We start from the raw sequence: 20,007 nt of genomic DNA, 5'->3' as shown, positions 1-20,007 counted from the left end.
GTGAGGGGCGGCCCGGACGGGGGCCGCCCCTCGGCTCAGATGCCGGCCGCCGCCGACAGGTCCCGCCTGATGGCGGTCAGCAGGTCGGCCGCGGTGGCGTGGGCCGCCGGGAGGTCCGCGTGGCCGGCCACCGGGATCACCACTTCCAGGTAGCACTTCAGCTTCGGCTCGGTGCCGCTCGGGCGGACGATGACGCGGGCGCCGGTGAGCGTGTAGCGCAGGCCGTCGGTGGGCGGGAGCCTGTCCGTGCCCTGGGTGAGGTCCTCCGCCTTGGTGACGGGCAGGCCCGCGAGCTCCGTCGGGGGGTGCTCGCGCAGCTGCTCCATCGCGCGGGCGATGACCGACAGGTCCTCGACGCGTACCGAGAGCTGGTCGGTGGCGTGCAGGCCGTGTTCCACGGCGAGGTCGTCGAGGAGGTCCAGGAGCGTGCGGTTCTGCTCCTTGAGCTCGGAGGCGAGTTCCGTGATGAGCAGGGCCGCGGTGATGCCGTCCTTGTCGCGGACGCCGTCGGGGTCCACGCAGTAGCCGAGGGCCTCCTCGTAGCCGTAGCGCAGGCCCTCCACGCGGGCGATCCACTTGAAGCCGGTGAGGGTCTCCTCGTAGGGCAGGCCGGCCTTTTCGGCGATACGGCCGAGGAGGGAGGAGGAGACGATCGACTCGGCGAAGGTGCCGTGTGCTCCGCGCTGTACGAGGTGGGCGGCGAGCAGGGCGCCCACCTCGTCGCCTCGGAGCATGCGCCAGGTGTTGTTGTCGTGCACGGCCACTGCGCAGCGGTCCGCGTCCGGGTCGTTCGCGATGATCAGGTCGGGGTTCGTCTCGGTGGCCTTCGCGAAGGCCAGGTCCATCGCGCCGGGCTCTTCCGGGTTGGGGAAGGCGACGGTCGGGAAGTCGGGGTCGGGGTCGGCCTGTTCTTCCACGAGGGCCGGGGCGGGGAAGCCTGCCCGTTCGAAGGCGGCGAGGAGGGTTTCCTTGCCTACGCCGTGCATCGCTGTGTAGACGGTGCGGGCCGTGCGGGGGGAGTTCTTCGCCAGTACGGCGTCCGTGCGGGCCAGGTAGGCGGCGAGGATCTCGTCGCCGAGGGTCTGCCAGCCGGTGTCCGGGCGGGGGACGTCGTTCAGGCTCGCGATCGCGTCGATCTCCGCGGCGATCTCCGCGTCGGCGGGCGGGACGATCTGGGAGCCGTCGCCGAGGTAGACCTTGTAGCCGTTGTCGCGGGGCGGGTTGTGGCTGGCGGTGACCTCCACGCCGGCGACCGCGCCGAGGTGCCTTATGGCGAACGCGAGGACGGGGGTGGGGAGGGGGTGGGGGAGGACGGCCGCCCTGAGGCCCGCGCCGGTCATCACGGCCGCGGTGTCTTCTGCGAAGTCTGCGGACTTGTGGCGGGCGTCGTAGCCGATGACTACCAGGCCGTCGGTGCTGCCGTGCTTCTTGAGGTACGCCGCGAGGCCGGCGGCGGCGCGGATCACGACCGTGCGGTTCATGCGCATCGGGCCCGCGCCGAGTTCGCCTCTCAGGCCGGCGGTGCCGAACTGGAGGGTGCCGCTGAAGCGTGCGGTGAGTTCGGTGACGTCACCTGCGTCGAGGAGTGCCGCGAGCTCGTCGCGGGTGTCCGGGTCGGGGTCCTCGGCGAGCCAGGTCCTGGCCCTTGCGATGAGATCGTCGTGCACGGTTGCGTCAGCCTCTCGGTGTGGGTCGTTCGTCTGCGGGCCGGTGGGGGCTGGGGTTTTTGCGCAGTTCCCCGCGCCCCTTTGTGCCTGCGGTGCGTTGTGGGTCGGGGCCGGGGTGGGGGGGGGGGGGGGGGGGGGGGGCGCCGGGGGGGGGGGGGGGGGGGGGGGGGGGAGGGGAGCGGGCCCGGCCGGGGGGGGGGGGGTTTTTTGCGCTGTCCCCCGCGCCCCTTTGGGCGGGGGGGGGGTGGGGGGGGGGGGCGGGGGGGGGGGGGTGTCCGTCCTCGGTCCGGCGGCTCGGCTCCTTGAGCAGTGCTCGGTTCCGGACGCCGGCCGCTGCGGGCGGACACCCCCCACCCCGTCCCCTTCCCGCCGTCGGCGACTGCAGGTGCGTTCACTGTCCCCATCCAGGGCGTCGGAGGCTGCGTGCGTCCACCGTCCCACCCAGGGGTGCGCGGGGCTGTGTGCGTTCAAAGGTGCGTTCACTGTTCCCACTCAGGGGCGCGGGGAACTGCGCGGCCAGCCCCCACCGGGCCGCACTCGCCCTACGGCAGACCGTCCCACCCCCTTAGGGGCGCGGGGAACTGCGCGGGCGGGTCAGAGGCGGCCCAGTACCTGGGCCAGGAGGGCGCCCATTCGGGTTGCCGAGTCGCGGCCTGCCTGGAGGACCTCCTCGTGGTTGAGGGGCTCGCCCGTCATGCCGGCGGCGAGGTTGGTGACCAGGGAGATGCCCAGCACCTCCGCACCCGCCTCGCGCGCGGCGATCGCCTCGAGGACCGTCGACATGCCCACCAGGTCCGCGCCGATCACGCGGGCCATGCGGATTTCGGCCGGAGTCTCGTAGTGCGGGCCGGGGAACTGAGCGTAGACGCCCTCCTCCAGGCTCGCGTCGATCTCCTTGCAGAGGGCGCGCAAACGGGGGGAGTAGAGGTCCGTGAGGTCGACGAAGTTCGCGCCGATGATCGGGGACGTCGCCGTGAGGTTGATGTGGTCGCTGATCAGGACCGGCTGACCGGGGCGCATGCCCTCGCGGAGGCCGCCGCAGCCGTTGGTGAGGACCACCGTCTTGCAGCCGGCGGCCACGGCGGTGCGGACGCCGTGCGCGACGGCGGCGACACCGCGGCCCTCGTAGTAGTGCGTACGGCCGAGGAAGACCAGGGCGCGCTTCTCGCCGATCTTGTAGGAGCGGATCGTGCCGCCGTGTCCCTCCACCGCCGGCGGCGGGAAGCCGGGCAGGTCGGTGACCGGGAACTCGGCGTCGGGGGCACCGAGGGCGTTCACGGCGGGGGCCCAGCCGGAGCCCATCACGAGGGCGACGTCGTGGGTCTCGGCGCCGGTCAGTTCGCGCAGGCGAGCGGCGGCGGCGTCCGCGGTGGTGTGGGGGTCGTCCTGGATGTGGTCCGGAAGAAGAGATGCGTTCACGCGCATGAGGGTAGCCGGTCAGGGCCTACGCGCGTAGATGACAGAGCGGACGGGATGGGGATCGTTGTCTTGTCGTTTCCAACCAACGGCGCTAGCAGGGGCGCTTGCGCAGTTCCATGACGTAGTCGTGCGGTGCGCCCGCCGATTCCGCGGCGTCGGCGACCTCGCCCAGGTAGCGGGCGGAGGGCAGACCGCCCTCGTAGCCGTTCAGGACGTACGTCCAGGCCTGTTCCTCACCCTCCAGGGTGTGGACGCGGACGCGCGTACGGCGGTAGATGTCGAGGCCGACGCCCTCCCAGCGGTCCATGGAGTCCTCGTCGGGCGGGGCGATCTCGTAGAGCGCGACGAAGACCTGGGAGAGGGGGTCCTCGACGATCGTCGCCAGTGCCCCTTCCCAGCCCATGTGCTCGCCGCCGAAGGTCAGCCGCCACCCGTTCAGCCACCCCGTGGCGCGCATCGGCGAGTACGGGGCACGGCGGGTCATCAGCCGCGCGTCGAGGTTGCCGGCGTAGGCGGCGTAGAGCGACATGGGTCGAGGGTACGGCAGCCTTCCCTCGCGTCTCTCCCGTAACGGTGGCATCTCGGGGAGGGCCCCAGGGCGTAGGACCTCCGGTCGTGCGGGACAATGGAGTACGTGACTCGGATCGTGATCATCGGTGGCGGACCCGGCGGATACGAGGCGGCCCTGGTGGCCGCCCAGCTCGGCGCGGAGGTGACCGTCGTCGACTGCGACGGTCTGGGCGGGGCGTCGGTGCTGACCGACTGCGTGCCGTCGAAGACTCTTATCGCGACGGCCGAGGTCATGACGACCTTCGATTCGTCGTATGAGGAACTCGGGATCATCGTCGCCGATGACACCCCACCGCTGGAGCAGGCCGCTCGGGTGGTGGGTGTTGATCTGGGGAAGGTCAACCGGCGTGTGAAGCGGCTTGCTCTCGCCCAGTCCCATGACATCACCGCCTCTGTGACGCGTGCCGGTGCTCGGGTGCTGCGGGGGCGTGGGCGGCTTGAAGGCATGCAGGCGCTGGACGGGTCTCGGAAGGTCGTGGTGCGGGCCGTCGACGGGAGTGAGGAGACGCTCGTCGCGGATGCCGTGCTCATCGCCACGGGTGGGCATCCCCGTGAGCTTCCCGACGCCCAGCCCGACGGGGAGCGCATCCTCAACTGGACCCAGGTCTACGACCTCACCGAGCTGCCGGACGAGCTCATCGTGGTCGGGTCGGGTGTGACCGGTGCCGAGTTCGCCGGTGCCTACCAGGCGCTCGGGTCCAAGGTGACGCTCGTGTCGTCGCGGGATCGCGTGCTGCCCGGTGAGGACCCGGACGCGGCGGCGGTGCTGGAGGAGGTCTTCCGGCGCCGTGGCATGAACGTCATGGCGCGCTCCCGCGCCGAGTCCGCCAAGCGGGTCGGCGACCGGGTCGAGGTCACCCTCGCGGACGGGCGGGTCATCACCGGGTCGCACTGTCTGATGGCCGTCGGCGCCATTCCCAACAGCGCCGGGATGGGGTTGGAGGAGGCCGGGGTCAGGCTCCGGGAGTCCGGGCACATCTGGACCGACAAGGTCTCCAGGACCTCCGCCCCCGGTGTGTACGCCGCCGGTGACGTGACCGGGGTCTTCGCCCTGGCGTCCGTCGCCGCCATGCAGGGGCGTATCGCCATGTACCACTTCCTCGGTGACGCGGTGGCCCCGCTGAACCTGAAGACCGTCTCGTCGAACGTCTTCACCGACCCGGAGATCGCCACCGTCGGCTATTCGCAGGCGGACGTCGACGCCGGGAAGATCGACGCCCGGGTCGTGAAGCTGCCGTTGCTCAGGAATCCGCGCGCCAAGATGCAGGGCATCCGCGACGGCTTCGTCAAGATCTTCTGCCGTCCGGGTACGGGAATCATCGTCGGCGGTGTCGTCGTGGCGCCCCGCGCCTCGGAACTGATCCACCCCATCTCGATCGCGGTCGACAACAATCTGACGGTCGAACAGATCGCGAACGCGTTCACCGTTTACCCCTCCCTTTCGGGCTCGATCGCCGAGGTGGCACGGCAGTTGCACACGCGCAAGGACGGCGGGCAAGCCTGACGGCCGAAAGCGATTCCTGCCTGGTCACAGGGAGTTGCCGACCATTCGCGCGGCATAGGCGGGGAGATTAGGCCCTATACCACTTCCCGTCCTGTAGTGCGAACATCTTCTGCTATTCGGCGCAAACAGCTGAAAGCAGACGGTCGTTGGCGTTACTGTCAGTTTCGTGTTCGCTGCAGAACGTCGCCAATTGATCCTCGAAATGGTGCGGGCCAACGGGGCTGTATCGCTCCGTGAGCTCGCCCGCGTCGTCCAGACCTCCGAAGTGACCGTACGGCGGGACGTGCGCGCACTGGAGGCAGAAGGACTCCTCGACCGCCGACATGGCGGTGCGGTATTGCCGGGCGGGTTCACGCGGGAGTCCGGCTTTCCGCAGAAATCACATCTCGCGACCGCCGAGAAGACGGCCATCGCCGATCTCGCCGCGGGCCTCGTCGAAGAAGGCGAGGCGATCGTGGTGGGGGCGGGTACGACCACGCAGGAGCTGGCACGCAGGCTCGCCCGGGTCCCCGGGCTGACCGTCGTGACCAACTCCCTGCTGGTGGCCCAGGCGCTCGCCCATGCCAACCGGGTGGAAGTGGTGATGACCGGCGGCACCCTGCGCGGTTCCAACTACGCCCTCGTGGGCTCGGGGGCGGAACAGTCGCTCCAGGGGCTCAGGGTCTCCCGGGCCTTCATCTCCGGGAGCGGGCTCACCGCCGAGCGCGGGCTGTCCACGTCCAACATGCTGTCGGCGTCCGTGGACCGGGCGCTGGTGCAGGCCGCCGCGGAGGTCGTGGTCCTCGCCGACCACACCAAGCTCGGTACGGACACGATGTTCCAGACCGTGCCGACCGACGTGATCACCCGCCTGGTCACGGACGAGCCACCGGCCCACGACGACCGGGCCGGTACGGAACTCCAGGCGCTCGCCGACCAGGGGGTGCAGATCGCCGTGGCCGGCGCGTCGGGAGCGCCGGGGGGTGATCAGGTCCCGGCGCGTCGGCAACAGCGCCGGGACGTGCCCCTGCCGGGACCTCGCCGCGGCCAGGTCGCGGGTGGCCCGGGTCTTCGCACGGCCACCGTCCACGGTGAGCAGCCTCCGGGTGCGGAGCGGGCGCGGGTGGCGGATCTCCGCCGACGATGAGCCGCAGGGCACCGGCACCGGCCGGGCCCGCGGAATCCTGAAAGCCACCGTCACGGGGACGGGGAAAGCGAGGCGCCCGGTGGACTGACTGCTCCAGTCCACCGGGCGCCTCGGAATGCCGTACGACGCTCAGTCCTTGATCTCGCAGATCGCGGCGCCGGAGGTGATGGAGGCGCCGACCTCCGCGGACAGGCCCTTGACGGTGCCGGTCTTGTGGGCGTTGAGCGGCTGCTCCATCTTCATCGCTTCGAGGACGACGATCAGGTCGCCTTCCTTGACTTCCTGGCCCTCCTCGACGGCGATCTTGACGATCGTGCCCTGCATCGGGGAGGCGAGGGTGTCGCCGGAGGCCGCGGGGCCGGACTTCTTGGCCGCGCGGCGCTTGGGCTTGGCGCCCGCGGCGAGGCCGGTGCGGGCCAGTGACATGCCCAGCGAGACCGGGAGGGAGACCTCCAGGCGCTTGCCGCCGACCTCGACGACGATCGTCTCGCGGTCGGTGTCCTCGTCGGCCTCCTCCGTGCCGGTGGGGGCGGCGAAGGCAGGGATGTCGTTGACGAACTCGGTCTCGATCCAGCGGGTGTGGACCGTGAAGGGGTCCTGGCTGCCGGTGAGTTCGGGGGCGAACGCCGGGTCGGTGACCACCTTGCGGTGGAAGGGGATGGCGGTGGCCATGCCCTCGACCTGGAACTCCTCCAGGGCACGCGCGGCGCGCTGCAGGGCCTGTTCGCGGGTGGCGCCGGTGACGATCAGCTTGGCGAGCAGGGAGTCCCAGGCCGGGCCGATGACGCTGCCGGACTCGACGCCCGCGTCCAGGCGGACACCGGGGCCGGAGGGCGCCTCGAACTTGGTGACGGTGCCGGGGGCGGGCAGGAAGCCCCGGCCCGGGTCCTCGCCGTTGATGCGGAACTCGAAGGAGTGGCCGCGCAGTTCGGGGTCGCCGTAGCCCAGGGCCTCGCCGTCGGCGATGCGGAACATCTCACGCACCAGGTCGATGCCCGCGACCTCCTCGGTGACCGGGTGTTCCACCTGCAGGCGGGTGTTGACCTCCAGGAAGGAGATCGTGCCGTCCATGCCGACCAGGAACTCCACCGTGCCGGCGCCGACGTAGCCGGCCTCCTTGAGGATGGCCTTGGAGGACGCGTACAGCTCGGCGACCTGTGCCTCGGAGAGGAAGGGTGCCGGGGCCTCCTCGACCAGTTTCTGGTGGCGGCGCTGCAGCGAGCAGTCGCGGGTGGAGACGACGACCACGTTGCCGTGGGAGTCGGCCAGGCACTGGGTCTCCACGTGGCGGGGCTTGTCGAGGTAGCGCTCGACGAAGCACTCGCCGCGTCCGAAGGCGGCGACCGCCTCACGCACGGCGGAGTCGTACAGCTCGGGGACTTCTTCCAGGGTGCGGGCGACCTTGAGGCCGCGGCCGCCGCCGCCGAAAGCGGCCTTGATGGCGATCGGCAGGCCGTGCTCCTCGGCGAACGCGACGACTTCGTCGGCGCCACTCACCGGGTCGGGCGTGCCGGCCACGAGCGGGGCGCCGGCGCGCTGGGCGATGTGCCGGGCGGCGACCTTGTCGCCGAGGTCCCGGATGGCCTGCGGGGGCGGGCCGATCCAGATCAGGTCCGCGTCCAGTACGGCCTGGGCGAACTCGGCGTTCTCCGAGAGGAAGCCGTAGCCGGGGTGGACGGCGTCGGCCCCGGACTCGCGCGCGGCGTTCAGCACCTTCTCGATGTCGAGGTAGCTGGTCGCGGGAGTCTCACCGCCCAGGGCGAACGCCTCATCCGCGGCGCGGACATGCAGAGCGTCCCGGTCCGGGTCGGCGTACACGGCCACGCTCGCGATACCGGCATCCCGGCAGGCCCGGGCAACGCGGACAGCGATTTCGCCACGGTTGGCGATGAGCACCTTGCGCACGATTGAGGCTCCCTCCTTGAAACAAGCCGAGTTTAGGGACTGCCGACACGTCTCTTCGACCCGTCCCCTGGGGTGAGCTAGCCCACACGGAGCGTGATGCGAGGCTTGCTCGACCCGGGAAAACCCTTGTCGCACCACGGTACGCAGGACTCCTCCCGGAAACCCTAGCCCTGCTCTGTGGCCAAGGTCTCTGTGAGAGCGTGCTGCGGACCACTCCGTTTCTTTGTGGAGTCCCTACGAATGGCCCAACGATTCTTTGCCCCCCGCCGAACCCTTGTCCCGCGGTTTACCCGTTAGTAGCGTTCACGCTGTATTGAACGTACTTCGAGTAACAAGAGCACGGCTCGAAAGTGGGTGGGGACCGGTGATACGCAGGCCGGTGGCATGGATCGTGGCGGTCGTCCTCTTCGTGGAAGCGTTCGGCGTCGCCGCGCTGAACTGGATCCTGGGCATCGTCGTCGACAACCAGGACATGTCCCTGGCGGGCCTGGACCCGGACGCGATGTCGCTGTCCTCGAAGATCGGCGGGATCGTCTTCGGGCTCTACTTCGCGCTGTGCGGTGTGGTCTCGCTGCTCGTGGCGGTGCGCGACCGCCCCCCGGCCGGCCTCGGCCGCATCCTGCTGATCAGCATGGCCGTGGTGCACGGCCTGCTCGGGGCGTTCGCCTGGGGCCTGATGGGCCGTCCGCAGTTCGTGTTCATGGTGGTCGTGCTCGCGCTCATCGTGCTGCTGCTGATGACGTACGACGCCCAGGACCGGCCCGCCGCCGCGGAACCCGAGGACAGCGCGCCGGAGGGTGACGGCCAGGGGGACGGCGCCGCGCCGCTCACGCCTCCGCCGGCGCCCACAACTCCGTGATGCCGACGCCCAGTTCGGCCAGCAGCCGACGCAGCAGCGGCAGACTGAGGCCGATCACGTTGCCGTGGTCGCCGTCGATGCCCTCGACGAACGGGGCCGAGCGGCCGTCCAGGGTGAACGCCCCCGCGACGTGGAGGGGTTCACCGGAGGCGACGTAGGCGGCGATCTCCGCGTCGGTCGGCTCGCCGAAGCGGACGACCGTGGAGGCGACCGCGGAGACGTACCGGCCGCTCGTGGTGTCGTAGACGCAGTGGCCGGTCTGCAGGGTGCCCGCGCGCCCGCGCATGGCCTTCCAGCGGGCCGTCGCCTCCTCGGCGTCGGCCGGTTTGCCCAGCGCCTCGCCGTCCAGGTCGAGCACCGAGTCGCAGCCGATCACCAGCGCACCCCTGACCTCGGGCTTCGCGGCCACGACGGAGGCCTTCGCCTCGGCGAGGGCGAGGGCCAGTTCGGCGGGGGCGGGGGCGCTGACGGCCTCCTCGTCGACCCCGCTGACGATCACCTCGGGGGTGAGGCCGGCCTGCCGCAGCAGGCCCAGCCGGGCGGGGGACTGGGAGGCGAGCACGAGTCGGCGGCGCGGCTGATCGGTCATGCGGTCAGCGTAGTCCGGTCAGCGCAGCCCGATCACAATCATCGCGATCACCATGGCCACCGCCATGAAGATGCTCAGGCGCCGAAGCATGACCTCCATGTCACGCAGTTCCTTGGGAGGTTCGTTCTCGGGGTCGGACCACAGCATGGTTTCCAGCGTGCGGCCCGACCGGGGAGGGCGCCTGAGTACGGGTACTCAATTGGCGCCCTCCTTCGTCACACCGTGCGCGGTTCCCCGCGCCGCTGGGGGCTCTAGGCCCGCCAGTAGGTGCGGGTCCATGCCGACGGGCCCGGCTGGGGCAGGCGGTGGCCCGCGATGCGGGACGGGTCGGACCAGGCGTCCCTGGAGGCCTCCGCGCCCGACGGCGTCGCTGTCGCCGTCGCGGCGCGGGCCCGGACCACCGCCAGGGCGGCGGCCAGCTCCTCGGGGGTCGGGTTTCCCCGTACGACCTTGATGTTCATGACGGCTCCCGGCAGGGCTAGAGGGGGATGTTGCCGTGCTTCTTGGGCGGCAGCGTCTCGCGCTTGGTGCGCAGCTGACGCAGGCCCCTGACCACATGGCGGCGGGTGTCCGACGGCATGATCACCGAGTCGACGTAGCCGCGCTCGGCCGCGATGTAGGGGTTGAGGAGGGCGTCCTCGTACTCCCGGATGAGGCGGGCCCGGGTGGCTTCCAGGTCGCCGTTCGCGTCGGCCTCCGCGATCGTGCGGCGGTGCAGGATGTTGACGGCGCCCTGGGCGCCCATGACGGCGATCTGGGCGGTGGGCCAGGCGAGGTTGAGGTCCGCGCCGAGATGCTTGGAGCCCATGACGTCGTAGGCGCCGCCGAAGGCCTTGCGGGTGATCACCGTGATGAGGGGCACGGTGGCTTCCGCGTAGGCGTAGATGAGCTTCGCGCCGCGGCGGATGATGCCGTCGTGCTCCTGGTCGACACCGGGCAGGAAGCCCGGCACGTCCACGAAGGTGATGACCGGGATGTTGAAGGCGTCGCAGGTGCGCACGAAACGGGCCGCCTTCTCGGAGGCCGTGATGTCCAGACAGCCGGCGAACTGCATCGGCTGGTTGGCGACGATGCCCACCGGGGCGCCCTCGACCCGGCCGAAGCCGGTGAGGATGTTCGGCGCGAACAGCGCCTGCGTCTCGAAGAACTCGGCGTCGTCCAGGATGTGTTCGATCACCGTGTGCATGTCGTACGGCTGGTTCGCGCTGTCCGGGACCAGCGTGTCCAGCTCGCGGTCCTCGTCGGTGATCGCGAGGTCCGCCTCCTCCGGGAAGACCGGCGCCTCGGAGAGGTTGTTGGACGGCAGGTACGACAGCAGCTGCTTGACGTACTCGATGGCGTCCTTCTCGTCGCCCGCCATGTGATGCGCCACGCCCGAGGTGGAGTTGTGGGTGCGGGCGCCGCCCAGCTCCTCGAAACCGACGTCCTCACCGGTGACCGTCTTGATGACGTCGGGGCCGGTGATGAACATGTGCGAGGTCTGGTCGACCATGACCGTGAAGTCGGTGATGGCCGGGGAGTACACCGCCCCGCCCGCGCAGGGGCCGACGACGAGCGAGATCTGCGGGATGACACCGGACGCGTGGGTGTTGCGGCGGAAGATCTCGCCGTACGCGCCCAGGGACGCCACACCCTCCTGGATGCGGGCGCCGCCGGAGTCGTTGATGCCGATGACCGGGCAGCCGGTCTTCAGCGCGAAGTCCATCACCTTGACGATCTTCTGGCCGTAGACCTCGCCCAGCGCCCCGCCGAAGACGGTGAAGTCCTGGGAGAACACGGCGACCGGACGCCCGTCCACGGTGCCGTAACCGGTCACCACGCCGTCCCCGTAGGGGCGGTTGCTCTCCAGGCCGAAGTTGGTGGAGCGGTGCCGGGCGAACTCGTCCAGCTCGACGAAGGACCCCTCGTCGAGCAGGAGCTCGATGCGCTCACGGGCCGTCAACTTGCCCTTGGCGTGCTGCTTCTCGACGGCGCGTGCGGAGCCGGCGTGCGTCGCTTCATCGATACGGCGCTGGAGGTCCGCGAGCTTGCCCGCGGTGGTGTGGATGTCGATCCCCGTGGACTGCTGGGTCTCGTGACGCTCTTCCGGCTCGGACATCGGGACGTGGCTCCCTGCCTGCTCAAAAGGGGGGACGGTTACTCATCCGTAGAGTAGTGGCGCACCTACGAATCAGCAGTGCGGCGTTTCACACACCTAGGGTGGCTTGCATGACGCCGCGAGATGTTTCAGGAGACGACAGCCGCTGGTCGGATCTCGACCGGCCGCCCCTCAACGCCGCCGCCCTGCGCCGCGGGCTGGTGCGGGAGGGCGGTCTGTGGTCCGGGATCGAGGTGGTCCCCGGCACCGGCTCCACCAACTCCGACCTGGTCGCCCGCGCCGCCGAGGGCAAGACCGCCGAGGGCACGGTCCTCGTCGCCGAGGAGCAGACCGCGGGGCGGGGCCGCCTGGACCGGCAGTGGACCGCGCCGCCCCGCTCGGGCCTCTTCTTCTCCGTCCTGCTGAACCCGGCCGACGTACCGGTGTCCCGCTGGGGCTGGCTGCCGCTGCTCACCGGGGTCGCCGTGGCGACGGGCCTGTCCCGGTCCGCGGGTGTCGACACCGCCCTGAAGTGGCCCAACGACCTCCTGGTGACCGTCGGCGGCGAGGAACGCAAGGCCGGCGGAATCCTCGCCGAGCGGGCGGGAGCGGCCGGGGTCGTTGTGGGCGTGGGCATCAACGTCACGCTGAGGGAGGACGAGCTGCCGGTTCCGGGAGCGGGGTCGCTGGCGCTGGCCGGAGCGGTGAGCACCGACCGGGACCCCCTGCTGCGGGCGGTGCTCCGGTCGCTGGAGGAGTGGTACGACCGCTGGAGGGCGGCGGCCGGTGACCCGACGGTGAGCGGGTTGCAGGAGACGTATGCGGCGGGGTGCGCGACGCTGGGAAGAAGCGTTCGGGCCGAGCTGCCGGGCGACCGCTCGCTGGTCGGCGAGGCAGTGGCCGTGGACGGCGACGGCCGCCTGGTGATCGCGACGAAGGAGGGCGTACAGGAACCGGTGGGTGCGGGAGACATCGTCCACCTTCGACCCGCGTAGGCATTGGCTCCCCAGGGGCGCGGGGAACTGCGCGACCAGCCACACGACCAGCCACAACGGCTCCGCAGTCGCCGAAGACATCAGCCGGCCACGATCTCCCGGTCCCACCTGACGGAGTCGGGACGTGAGCTGGCGCACACCTGCCGTATGGTTGAGGCCGGTCGATACCTGACCGTGACAGATCGGAAGGGCAGCAGGCGTGACCGCAGACGACACGGGCTCCGGCGCGGACGCGACCCCGCACCCGCTCGCCGTGCGTCTCGAACAGCTCATCCTCGGCGCCGAACGGCGCTACACCCCCTTTCAGGCGGCCCGCACCGCCGGCGTCTCCATGGAGCTCGCCACCCGCTTCTGGCGGGCGATGGGCTTCGCCGACGTCGGCCAGGCCAAGGCGTTCACCGAGGCGGACGTCCTCGCGCTGCGCCGCCTCGCCGGTCTCGTCGAGGCGGGACTGCTGAGCGAGGCCATGGCCGTACAGGTGGCGCGGTCCACCGGGCAGACCACCGCCCGGCTGGCCGAGTGGCAGATCGACTCCTTCCTGGAGGGCCTCACCGACCCCCCGGAACCCGGCATGACCCGCACCGAGGTGACGTACCCGATCATCGAGCTGCTCCTGCCCGAGCTGGAGGAGTTCCTCGTCTACGTCTGGCGCCGCCAGCTCTCGGCCTCGGCCGGCCGGGTCGTGCAGGCCGCCGACGACGACGAGATGGTCGACCGGCGGCTGTGCGTCGGCTTCGCCGACCTCGTCGGGTTCACGCGCCTGACCCGCCGTATGGAGGAGGAGGAACTCGGCGAGCTCGTCGAGGCCTTCGAGACCACCGCCGCGGATCTTGTGGCGGCGCGGGGCGGGCGGCTCATCAAGACCCTCGGCGACGAGGTGCTGTACGCGGCCGACGACGCGGCCGTCGCCGCCGAGATCGCGCTGCGGCTGATCGAGACCATGGCGAACGACGAGACCATGCCCGAGCTGCGCGTCGGCCTCGCCTTCGGCACGGTGACCACCCGGATGGGCGATGTCTTCGGTACGACGGTGAACCTCGCCTCCCGGCTGACCTCGATAGCTCCCCGCGACGCCGTCCTCGTCGACAGCGCCTTCGCGGAGGAGCTGATCCGCACCGGTGAGGCGCCCGCCTCCGAGGCCGAGGCGGCCGAGGCCGCGGCCACCGCCGAGAAGGAGGGCGAGGAGCCGCCGACGTACCGCTTCGCGCTGCAGCCGATGTGGCAGCGGCCGGTGCGTGGGCTCGGCGTGGTCGAGCCGTGGCTGCTCACCCGCCGGGATGTGGCTCCTTAGCGGTCCGGTGACCCGCTAGCCGCGCTGCACGCACAGGCCGACGATCGGTACGCACAGTCCTGGCTGGGGTGCGTGGGTGGGCTGTGCCGTCGGCGTCTGTGCCGGTGCCGGTGCCTGTGCCGGCGGGGGCGTGGTCTTGGCTGGTTGTGGTTGCGGGGCGGCTGTTGTCGGCTGGGGGTGCTGTGTGCTGGGCGCCGGGGCCGGGGTGTTCGGTGCCTCCGGGATTGTGGTGGGGGCCGCGGCGTGGGGTCGTGGTACGGCGGTTGCGGAGCCTGCTGGTGCGAGGCGGACGCCCGGTGTGGGGAGCGCTGAGATCCCGCCCATTGCCGTGGTTGATGACGGGCTTGCCTGCGGGAGGGAGCCCACGGTGGCGGCGGCGTTCGTCGCGCGGTCGGTGCCGGTGCCGGTGTCTGTGTTCGCGTCCAGGTCGGTGTCCGCGTCAGGGGCCGGGGCTGCCTGGGGGTCCGCCTCCGTCATGCCGAAGCCGCCCCCTGAGGTGTCGGGGGTCATCCGTACGAGGCTCAGGGCTCCGGCGGCGAGAGCGAGGCCGCCCGCGGCGAGCAGCACCTTGCGGGGGCGGGGCTTGCGGTGGCGGCCGCGCGGGGCGAAGAGACGGACGCCGTCGCCGTCCGCCGGCCCTGTGGTCACCGTGATCGTTGTCATGCCGGGTTCCTCCCCTGAGTGCCCGCGCCCCCTGTGCGCCGTGGCGGGGCGCACGTTATGCGCTGTCATGGGGGGTCAGGCAGGAGTTGGGCTGGATGTCACTCGAAGGGGGTGTCGGGTGGTTCGGCGGGAACCTTTCGCGGTGGGGGTGGTGCTGCGATGATCGGAGCGTTCTTGTTAACCCGCGTTAACCTGGAGGGTGTCATGGGTGAGGAGCGGTTCGGGGAGTTCGTGCTGGTCAGGCGGCACGGGGAGGTTGGGGAGACCGGGGAGGGGGTCGTTGCCGAGCTGGTGCTCGACCGGCCCAAGGCGATGAACGCGGTCTCCACGGAGATGGCTCGGTCCGTCGCCGCCGCCTGTTCCGCACTGGGGAGTGAACATGGCGTGCGGGTTGTCGTGGTGACCTCCACGCATGAGCGTGCGTTCTGTGTCGGGGCGGATCTGAAGGAGCGGAACTCCTTCAGTGACGCGGAGCTGGTGCGGCAGCGGCCGGTGGCGCGGGGGGCGTACACGGGGGTGCTGGAGCTGCCGGTGCCGACGATCGCCGCGGTGCACGGGTTCGCGCTGGGCGGGGGCTTCGAGCTGGCGCTGTCGTGCGATCTGATCGTGGCCGACCGTACGGCGGTGGTGGGGTTGCCGGAGGTGTCGGTGGGGGTGATTCCGGGGGGTGGGGGGACGCAGTTGCTGCCTCGGCGGGTGGGGGCGGCGCGGGCGGCCGAGCTGATCTTCACTGCGCGGCGGGTGGAGGCGGAGGAGGCGCGGTCGTTGGGGCTGGTGGATTCGCTGGTGCCGGCCGGGGAGGACCGGGCGTCGGCGTTGTCGCTGGCCGCTCGTATCGCCGCGAACTCGCCGGTGGGGTTGCGGGCGGCGAAGCGGGCGTTGCGGCTGGGGCAGGGGTTGGATCTGCGGGCCGGGCTGGAGGTGGAGGACGCGGCGTGGCGGTCGGTGGCGTTCTCGGGGGACCGGGCGGAGGGGGTGGCGGCGTTCAATGAGCGGCGGCCGCCGCGGTGGCCGGGGGAGTGACTGCGGGTTCGGTGGGGGCGGGCGTTTTTGCGCAGTTCCCCGCGCCCCTGAGGTGGGTGGGTGGGTCGGGGCCGGGGGGGGGGGGGGGGGGGGGGGGGGGTGCGGGGGGGGGGGGGGGGGGGGGGGGGTTGGGGCCGCCCCCCCCCCCCCGGGGGGGGGGGGGGGGGGGGGGCGCCCCGGGGGTGGGGGGTGTCCGTCCTCGGTCCGGCGGCTCGGCCCCTCGAACAGTGCCCGGCTCCGGACGCCGGCCACTGCGGGCGGACACCCCCCACCCCGTCCCCTACGCGCCGCCGACGACTGCAGGCACGTCCACCGTCCCCATCCAGGGGAGCGGAGGGCCGTGAGCGTCCAAAGGTGCGTTCACCGTCCCCGCCCAGGGGCGCGGGGGCCGTGTGCGTTCAAAGGTGCGTTTACCGTCCCCACTCAGGGGTGCGCGGGGGCCGTGTGCGTCCGAAGGTGCGTTCACCTTCCCCACCCAGGGGCGCGGGGAACTGCGCGATCAGCCACCACCCCGTGTGCGTCGAAACGTGCGTTCACTGTTCCCACTCAGGGGCGCGGGGAACTGCGCGATCAGCCCCCACCGGGCCGCACCCGCCCTCCGGCATCGTGGCGCCGCCTGGAGCACGTGGGTTCACGAACGGCTCAACCGGAACCCGGTTCCCGGCCGAATCCTCCCTAGCCTGGAGTGATGGGTGAGGACATCCGGCTGGCCGCGGTCGTGGCGCTGGCGCAGGGCATGGCGGCAGCCCACGGCTCGCGTGAGGCGTGGCGGGCTGCCGCCGGCGGGGCGTGCCGGGCGCTGGGCGGGAGTTTCGCCGCGCTGTCCGTGTGGGAGCGGGAGCTGGGGCGGCTCAGGGTGCTGGTGAATGTGGGGGAGCGGGCCGCCGGTGAGGAGGAGTTTCCCGACGGCGAGGCCTATCCCGTGCACCAGTTTCCGGAGATCACCGAGTTCCTGCACGAGCGGTGGGCCGGGGGCGGTGGGCCCAACGCGTGGGTGGAGACGGCGGAGGGGCCCGCGGCCGGGGGGCGGCCCGGGTATGTGCATCAGCGGGTCGCCGCGCTTCGGAGGAGGGGGCGGGGGAGTTGTGTCGTCGCCCCTATCGTGCTGAACGGGCGGGCCTGGGGGGAGCTGTATGTCGCCCGGCCCGCCGGTGCCCCCGTCTTCGGGCGGGGGGACGCCGACTTCGCCACCGTGCTGGCCTCCGTCGTCGCCGCCGGGATCGCACAGGCGGAGCGGCTGGAGGAGGCGAGACGGCTGGCGTTCACGGACGCGCTGACCGGGCTCGCCAACCGTCGTGCCGTGGACGTGCGGCTGGACGAGGCCGTGGAACGGCACAGGAGGGACGGTGTCGTCGTCAGTCTGGTGGTTTGTGATCTCAATGGGCTCAAGCGGGTCAACGACACCCTCGGGCACGCCGTCGGCGACCGTCTGCTGGAACGTTTCGGGTCGGTGCTGTCGCTGTGCGGGGCCATGCTGCCGGGGGCCCTCGCCGCCCGGCTCGGCGGGGACGAGTTCTGTCTGCTCGCGGTCGGGCCGGCTGCTGACGATGTGGTGAAGGCGGCCGGTGAACTCTGCCGGAGGGCAGGGGAGTTGGAGTTGGGGGAGGGGGTGGCCTGTGGGGTTGCTTCGACCGAGGATCCCATCGGGGCCGTGCGGTCCGCCCGGCGGCTTTTTCGGCTCGCCGATGCCGCGCAGTACCGGGCCAAGGCCGAGCGGGCCGGCAAGCCGGTCGTCGCGGGGCGGGGCGGGGCGGACGACCCCGTCGTACGGCTGGCGGACACCACGCCTTCCGGGGGCACCGCCGAGCGCCGTCGGTTCCGCGGGCGTCGGCCCTGAGGAGGCGGCGGTGGTAAGGGGCGTAATCCCGACCCAGTAGTGACATCCTGGAATTCAGTGCGTACGCTCCTGAATATGGATATGCACACTGTGGTGGTGGGGACGTCCGGGGTCACCGCGTCCGACGTCCTGGCCGTGGCGCGCGGCGGTGCCCGGATCGAGCTCTCCGCGGAGGCGGTCGACGCTCTCGCCGCGGCCCGCGGGATCGTGGAGGCGCTCGCGGCCAAGCCCGAGCCCGTCTACGGCGTCAGCACCGGCTTCGGCGCTCTCGCGACCCGGCACATCAGCCCGGAGCTCCGGGCGCAGTTGCAGCGGAACATCGTCCGCTCGCATGCCGCGGGAATGGGGCCGCGGGTGGAGCGGGAGGTCGTACGGGCGCTCATGTTCCTGCGGCTCAAGACCGTCTGCTCGGGGCACACGGGAGTGCGGCCCGAGGTCGCGCAGACCATGGCCGACGTGCTCAACGCCGGGATCACGCCCGTAGTGCACGAGTTCGGGTCGCTCGGTTGTTCCGGTGATCTCGCGCCGCTGTCCCACTGCGCCCTCGCCCTGATGGGGGAGGGGGACGCCGAAGGGCCCGATGGTGTGGTGCGGCCTGCCGGTGAGTTGCTCGCCGAGCACGGGATCGTGCCCGTCGAGCTGCGGGAGAAGGAGGGGCTCGCCCTTCTCAACGGCACCGACGGCATGCTCGGGATGCTGGTCATGGCGCTCGCCGACCTGGACATGCTGTACAAGTCCGCCGATGTCACGGCCGCGTTGAGCCTTGAGGCGCTGCTCGGTACCGACAAGGTGCTCGCGCCTGAACTGCATGCCATCCGGCCGCATCCGGGGCAGGGGGCCTCCGCCGCCAACATGCTGGCCGTGCTGGCCGGTTCGGAGTTGACTGGGCATCATCAGGACGATGCCCCTCGCGTCCAGGACGCCTACTCCGTGCGCTGTGCGCCGCAGGTCGCCGGGGCCGGGCGGGACACCATGGCGCACGCGCGCCTGGTGGCGGAGCGGGAGTTGGCCTCCGCCGTCGACAACCCTGTTGTGCTGGCTGACGGGCGCGTTGAGTCCAACGGCAACTTCCATGGGGCGCCTGTTGCTTACGTGCTTGATTTCCTCGCCATCGCCGTGGCTGATCTCGCGTCGATCGCCGAGCGGCGGACCGACCGGCTGCTCGACAAGAACCGGTCCCATGGGCTGCCGCCGTTCCTCGCCGACGACGCCGGTGTCGACTCCGGGCTGATGATCGCCCAGTACACGCAGGCCGCGCTGGTCAGTGAGTTGAAGCGGCTGGCCGTACCGGCGTCCGCGGACTCGATCCCCTCGTCCGCGATGCAGGAGGACCACGTGTCGATGGGGTGGTCGGCCGCGCGGAAGCTGCGTACCGCCGTCGACAACCTCACCCGGGTCCTCGCCGTCGAGCTGTACGCCGCCTCGCGCGCCGTCGAGCTGCGCGAGGGGCTGACCCCGGCGCTGGCCACCCAGGCCGCCATCACCGCCGTACGCAAGGCGGGTGTCGAGGGTCCGGGTCCCGACCGGTTCCTGGCGCCCGACCTCGCCGCGGCCGACGTGTTCGTGCGGGAGGGGCGGCTGGTGGCGGCGGTGGAGGCCGTCACCGGGCCGCTGTCGTAAGAGGGCCGGGCCCTGTTCGCCGTACGGCTGAACAGGGCCCTTTCGGTTGTTACTTGAGCTTGGCCAGCTGGGCGTCGACCACGGCCGCCGGCACCGGGGCCGCCTTGCCGCTGTCGAGCGAGGCGAAGTCCACCGAGTAGTACGTGGACACGGCGTTGCCGGCGCGCACCACCTCGGTGTTGAAGGTGGCGGTGCCCTCGCCGTCCATGTCGGAGCCGACGGAGAACGCGACGGACTGGTCGCCCTTGCCGGACGCCTTCCCGGCGGCGACCTTGGTGATCTTCTGCGTCTCGCCCTGGGCGGTGATGGTGAAGCCGCCGGAGCAGGCCGCGATGCCGTCGGAGACTGCCTTGAGGGCCTTCTCGGCGCCGTCGCCGTCGTAGGAGGACAGGCCCACGAAGGTCATTGAGACGTTGAGGGTCTCGAGGGAGGACGCGTCCGGGGAACCGGTGGCCTCGGGGCTCTTCGTGAGGGTGTTGCTCGCGCTCGCGTCCGTGTCGCCCGGGGCGAGACCGGCCATGGCGTGGGCGAGCGGGGCGCACTCGGCCTTGTCGGTCTTCACCTCGCTCTTGGCCTTCGGCAGGGTGTCGTCACCGTCGTCGGCCTGGTACCCGGCGGCATCGCCCTTGGCGAGCAGCAGCTTCTCCAGCTCGGCCGCGCCGAGCGCCTTCGCGGCCGAGGTCGTGCTCTCGGAGGAGGCGCTGGATTCCTTGGACGTCCCGGACTCCTTGGAGTCGTCGTCCGAGCCTCCACCGCATCCGGTGATGAGGGCGAGTGACAGCACGCTCACGGTCGCCGTGGCGCCTATCCGCGCCCTCGATGATCTCTTCATGTGCGGACTATGAAGGGCGGGCCAAGAAAT

18 protein-coding genes are annotated in these 20,007 nt (G+C 71.4%); 8 read left to right on the top strand and 10 right to left on the bottom strand.

The features are described from left to right. Positions 1-35: 35 nt before the first annotated feature. The 3 genes from ACFYRX_RS02655 to ACFYRX_RS02645 form a co-directional block, all read right to left on the bottom strand. Positions 36-1,667, bottom strand: coding sequence for a phospho-sugar mutase (locus tag ACFYRX_RS02655; RefSeq protein ID WP_389095944.1), 1,632 nt, complete (start codon positions 1,665-1,667; stop codon positions 36-38). A gap of 594 nt (positions 1,668-2,261) precedes the next feature. Continuing rightward, positions 2,262-3,086, bottom strand: coding sequence for a purine-nucleoside phosphorylase (locus tag ACFYRX_RS02650; protein WP_389095942.1), 825 nt, complete (start codon positions 3,084-3,086; stop codon positions 2,262-2,264). A 91-nt stretch (positions 3,087-3,177) separates the two neighbouring features. Beyond that, positions 3,178-3,615 carry a gamma-glutamylcyclotransferase gene (locus tag ACFYRX_RS02645; RefSeq protein WP_389095941.1) on the bottom strand — a complete coding sequence of 146 codons (438 nt, stop codon included), beginning with the start codon at positions 3,613-3,615 and terminating at the stop codon, positions 3,178-3,180. A gap of 96 nt (positions 3,616-3,711) precedes the next feature. Between ACFYRX_RS02645 and ACFYRX_RS02640 the strand changes: the two genes are divergently transcribed. Together ACFYRX_RS02640 and ACFYRX_RS02635 are read left to right on the top strand one after the other, a co-directional pair. Further along, on the top strand, positions 3,712-5,160 hold the full coding sequence (locus ACFYRX_RS02640; protein WP_389095939.1) for an NAD(P)H-quinone dehydrogenase: 1,449 nt from the start codon (positions 3,712-3,714) through the stop codon (positions 5,158-5,160). A gap of 166 nt (positions 5,161-5,326) precedes the next feature. Continuing rightward, positions 5,327-6,286, top strand: a complete 960-nt coding sequence (locus ACFYRX_RS02635; RefSeq protein ID WP_389095937.1) for a DeoR/GlpR family DNA-binding transcription regulator — start codon at positions 5,327-5,329, stop codon at positions 6,284-6,286. A gap of 129 nt (positions 6,287-6,415) precedes the next feature. Here ACFYRX_RS02635 and ACFYRX_RS02630 read toward each other — a convergent pair whose 3' ends face one another. After that, positions 6,416-8,191, bottom strand: a complete 1,776-nt coding sequence (locus tag ACFYRX_RS02630) for an acetyl/propionyl/methylcrotonyl-CoA carboxylase subunit alpha (RefSeq protein WP_389095935.1) — start codon at positions 8,189-8,191, stop codon at positions 6,416-6,418. Between the two features lie 364 nt (positions 8,192-8,555). On the opposite strand from ACFYRX_RS02630, the gene ACFYRX_RS02625 reads away from it, so the two are divergent. Further along, the gene (locus ACFYRX_RS02625) at positions 8,556-9,050 is read left to right on the top strand and encodes a hypothetical protein (RefSeq protein ID WP_389095933.1); all 495 of its coding nucleotides are present in this window, start codon (positions 8,556-8,558) and stop codon (positions 9,048-9,050) included. Here ACFYRX_RS02625 and ACFYRX_RS02620 read toward each other — a convergent pair. The 4 genes from ACFYRX_RS02620 to ACFYRX_RS02605 all read right to left on the bottom strand — a co-directional run bounded on the left by ACFYRX_RS02620 (position 9,019) and on the right by ACFYRX_RS02605 (position 11,737). Continuing rightward, positions 9,019-9,639: a Maf family protein gene (locus ACFYRX_RS02620; protein WP_389095931.1), complete on the bottom strand. Its 621-nt coding sequence runs from the start codon at positions 9,637-9,639 to the stop codon at positions 9,019-9,021. The two genes, ACFYRX_RS02625 and ACFYRX_RS02620, sit on opposite strands and share 32 nt — an antisense overlap. An 18-nt stretch (positions 9,640-9,657) precedes the next feature. After that, entirely contained in the window at positions 9,658-9,786 is a 129-nt protein-coding gene (gene mmpB, locus ACFYRX_RS02615; RefSeq protein WP_328750096.1) for a morphogenic membrane protein MmpB, read from the bottom strand. Between the two features lie 104 nt (positions 9,787-9,890). Continuing rightward, positions 9,891-10,100: an acyl-CoA carboxylase epsilon subunit gene (locus ACFYRX_RS02610; protein ID WP_389095929.1), complete on the bottom strand. Its 210-nt coding sequence runs from the start codon at positions 10,098-10,100 to the stop codon at positions 9,891-9,893. Between the two features lie 17 nt (positions 10,101-10,117). Further along, positions 10,118-11,737 carry an acyl-CoA carboxylase subunit beta gene (locus ACFYRX_RS02605; RefSeq protein ID WP_389095928.1) on the bottom strand — a complete coding sequence of 540 codons (1,620 nt, stop codon included), beginning with the start codon at positions 11,735-11,737 and terminating at the stop codon, positions 10,118-10,120. Positions 11,738-11,847: 110 nt separating this feature from the next. On the opposite strand from ACFYRX_RS02605, the gene ACFYRX_RS02600 reads away from it, so the two are divergent. Together ACFYRX_RS02600 and ACFYRX_RS02595 are read left to right on the top strand one after the other, a co-directional pair. Continuing rightward, positions 11,848-12,711: a biotin--[acetyl-CoA-carboxylase] ligase gene (locus ACFYRX_RS02600; RefSeq protein ID WP_389095926.1), complete on the top strand. Its 864-nt coding sequence runs from the start codon at positions 11,848-11,850 to the stop codon at positions 12,709-12,711. 199 nt (positions 12,712-12,910) lie between these two features. Then, a complete protein-coding gene (locus ACFYRX_RS02595) occupies positions 12,911-14,002 on the top strand; it encodes an adenylate/guanylate cyclase domain-containing protein (protein ID WP_389095924.1) in 1,092 nt (363 codons plus the stop codon). Positions 14,003-14,017: 15 nt separating this feature from the next. Here ACFYRX_RS02595 and ACFYRX_RS02590 read toward each other — a convergent pair whose 3' ends face one another. Next, the gene (locus ACFYRX_RS02590) at positions 14,018-14,665 is read right to left on the bottom strand and encodes a hypothetical protein (RefSeq protein WP_389095922.1); all 648 of its coding nucleotides are present in this window, start codon (positions 14,663-14,665) and stop codon (positions 14,018-14,020) included. A 204-nt stretch (positions 14,666-14,869) separates the two neighbouring features. Here ACFYRX_RS02590 and ACFYRX_RS02585 point away from each other — a divergent pair, with 204 nt between their 5' ends. The 3 genes from ACFYRX_RS02585 (at position 14,870) to hutH (ending at position 19,145) form a co-directional block, all read left to right on the top strand. Beyond that, positions 14,870-15,688, top strand: a complete 819-nt coding sequence (locus tag ACFYRX_RS02585; RefSeq protein WP_389096902.1) for an enoyl-CoA hydratase/isomerase family protein — start codon at positions 14,870-14,872, stop codon at positions 15,686-15,688. Between the two features lie 688 nt (positions 15,689-16,376). Continuing rightward, positions 16,377-17,525, top strand: coding sequence for a diguanylate cyclase domain-containing protein (locus tag ACFYRX_RS02580; RefSeq protein ID WP_389095920.1), 1,149 nt, complete (start codon positions 16,377-16,379; stop codon positions 17,523-17,525). A gap of 81 nt (positions 17,526-17,606) precedes the next feature. Then, positions 17,607-19,145 carry a histidine ammonia-lyase gene (gene hutH / locus ACFYRX_RS02575; protein WP_389096900.1) on the top strand — a complete coding sequence of 513 codons (1,539 nt, stop codon included), beginning with the start codon at positions 17,607-17,609 and terminating at the stop codon, positions 19,143-19,145. A gap of 49 nt (positions 19,146-19,194) precedes the next feature. Here hutH and ACFYRX_RS02570 read toward each other — a convergent pair whose 3' ends face one another. Continuing rightward, the gene (locus tag ACFYRX_RS02570; RefSeq protein WP_389095918.1) at positions 19,195-19,977 is read right to left on the bottom strand and encodes a hypothetical protein; all 783 of its coding nucleotides are present in this window, start codon (positions 19,975-19,977) and stop codon (positions 19,195-19,197) included. Positions 19,978-20,007: the final 30 nt, after the last annotated feature.

Origin of the sequence: Streptomyces sp. NPDC005374, from assembly GCF_042872225.1 — a bacterium.
GTDB lineage: Bacteria > Actinomycetota > Actinomycetes > Streptomycetales > Streptomycetaceae > Streptomyces.
The sequence above is the reverse complement of the archived record's forward strand: the minus strand, read 5'-3'. Positions and strand labels throughout refer to the sequence as shown.

What these genes read in the sequence shown, in the direction of transcription:
- ACFYRX_RS02645 (WP_389095941.1), bottom strand. Translation starts at nt 3,615, where the DNA reads ATGTCGCTCTACGCCGCCTACGCCGGCAACCTCGACGCGCGGCTGATG.
- ACFYRX_RS02570 (WP_389095918.1), bottom strand. Translation starts at nt 19,977, where the DNA reads ATGAAGAGATCATCGAGGGCGCGGATAGGCGCCACGGCGACCGTGAGC.
- ACFYRX_RS02600 (WP_389095926.1), top strand. Translation starts at nt 11,848, where the DNA reads ATGACGCCGCGAGATGTTTCAGGAGACGACAGCCGCTGGTCGGATCTC.
- ACFYRX_RS02585 (WP_389096902.1), top strand. Translation starts at nt 14,870, where the DNA reads ATGGGTGAGGAGCGGTTCGGGGAGTTCGTGCTGGTCAGGCGGCACGGG.
- ACFYRX_RS02590 (WP_389095922.1), bottom strand. Translation starts at nt 14,665, where the DNA reads ATGACAACGATCACGGTGACCACAGGGCCGGCGGACGGCGACGGCGTC.
- ACFYRX_RS02610 (WP_389095929.1), bottom strand. Translation starts at nt 10,100, where the DNA reads ATGAACATCAAGGTCGTACGGGGAAACCCGACCCCCGAGGAGCTGGCC.
- mmpB (WP_328750096.1), bottom strand. Translation starts at nt 9,786, where the DNA reads ATGCTGTGGTCCGACCCCGAGAACGAACCTCCCAAGGAACTGCGTGAC.
- ACFYRX_RS02620 (WP_389095931.1), bottom strand. Translation starts at nt 9,639, where the DNA reads ATGACCGATCAGCCGCGCCGCCGACTCGTGCTCGCCTCCCAGTCCCCC.
- hutH (WP_389096900.1), top strand. Translation starts at nt 17,607, where the DNA reads ATGCACACTGTGGTGGTGGGGACGTCCGGGGTCACCGCGTCCGACGTC.
- ACFYRX_RS02640 (WP_389095939.1), top strand. Translation starts at nt 3,712, where the DNA reads ATGGAGTACGTGACTCGGATCGTGATCATCGGTGGCGGACCCGGCGGA.
- ACFYRX_RS02605 (WP_389095928.1), bottom strand. Translation starts at nt 11,737, where the DNA reads ATGTCCGAGCCGGAAGAGCGTCACGAGACCCAGCAGTCCACGGGGATC.
- ACFYRX_RS02580 (WP_389095920.1), top strand. Translation starts at nt 16,377, where the DNA reads ATGGGTGAGGACATCCGGCTGGCCGCGGTCGTGGCGCTGGCGCAGGGC.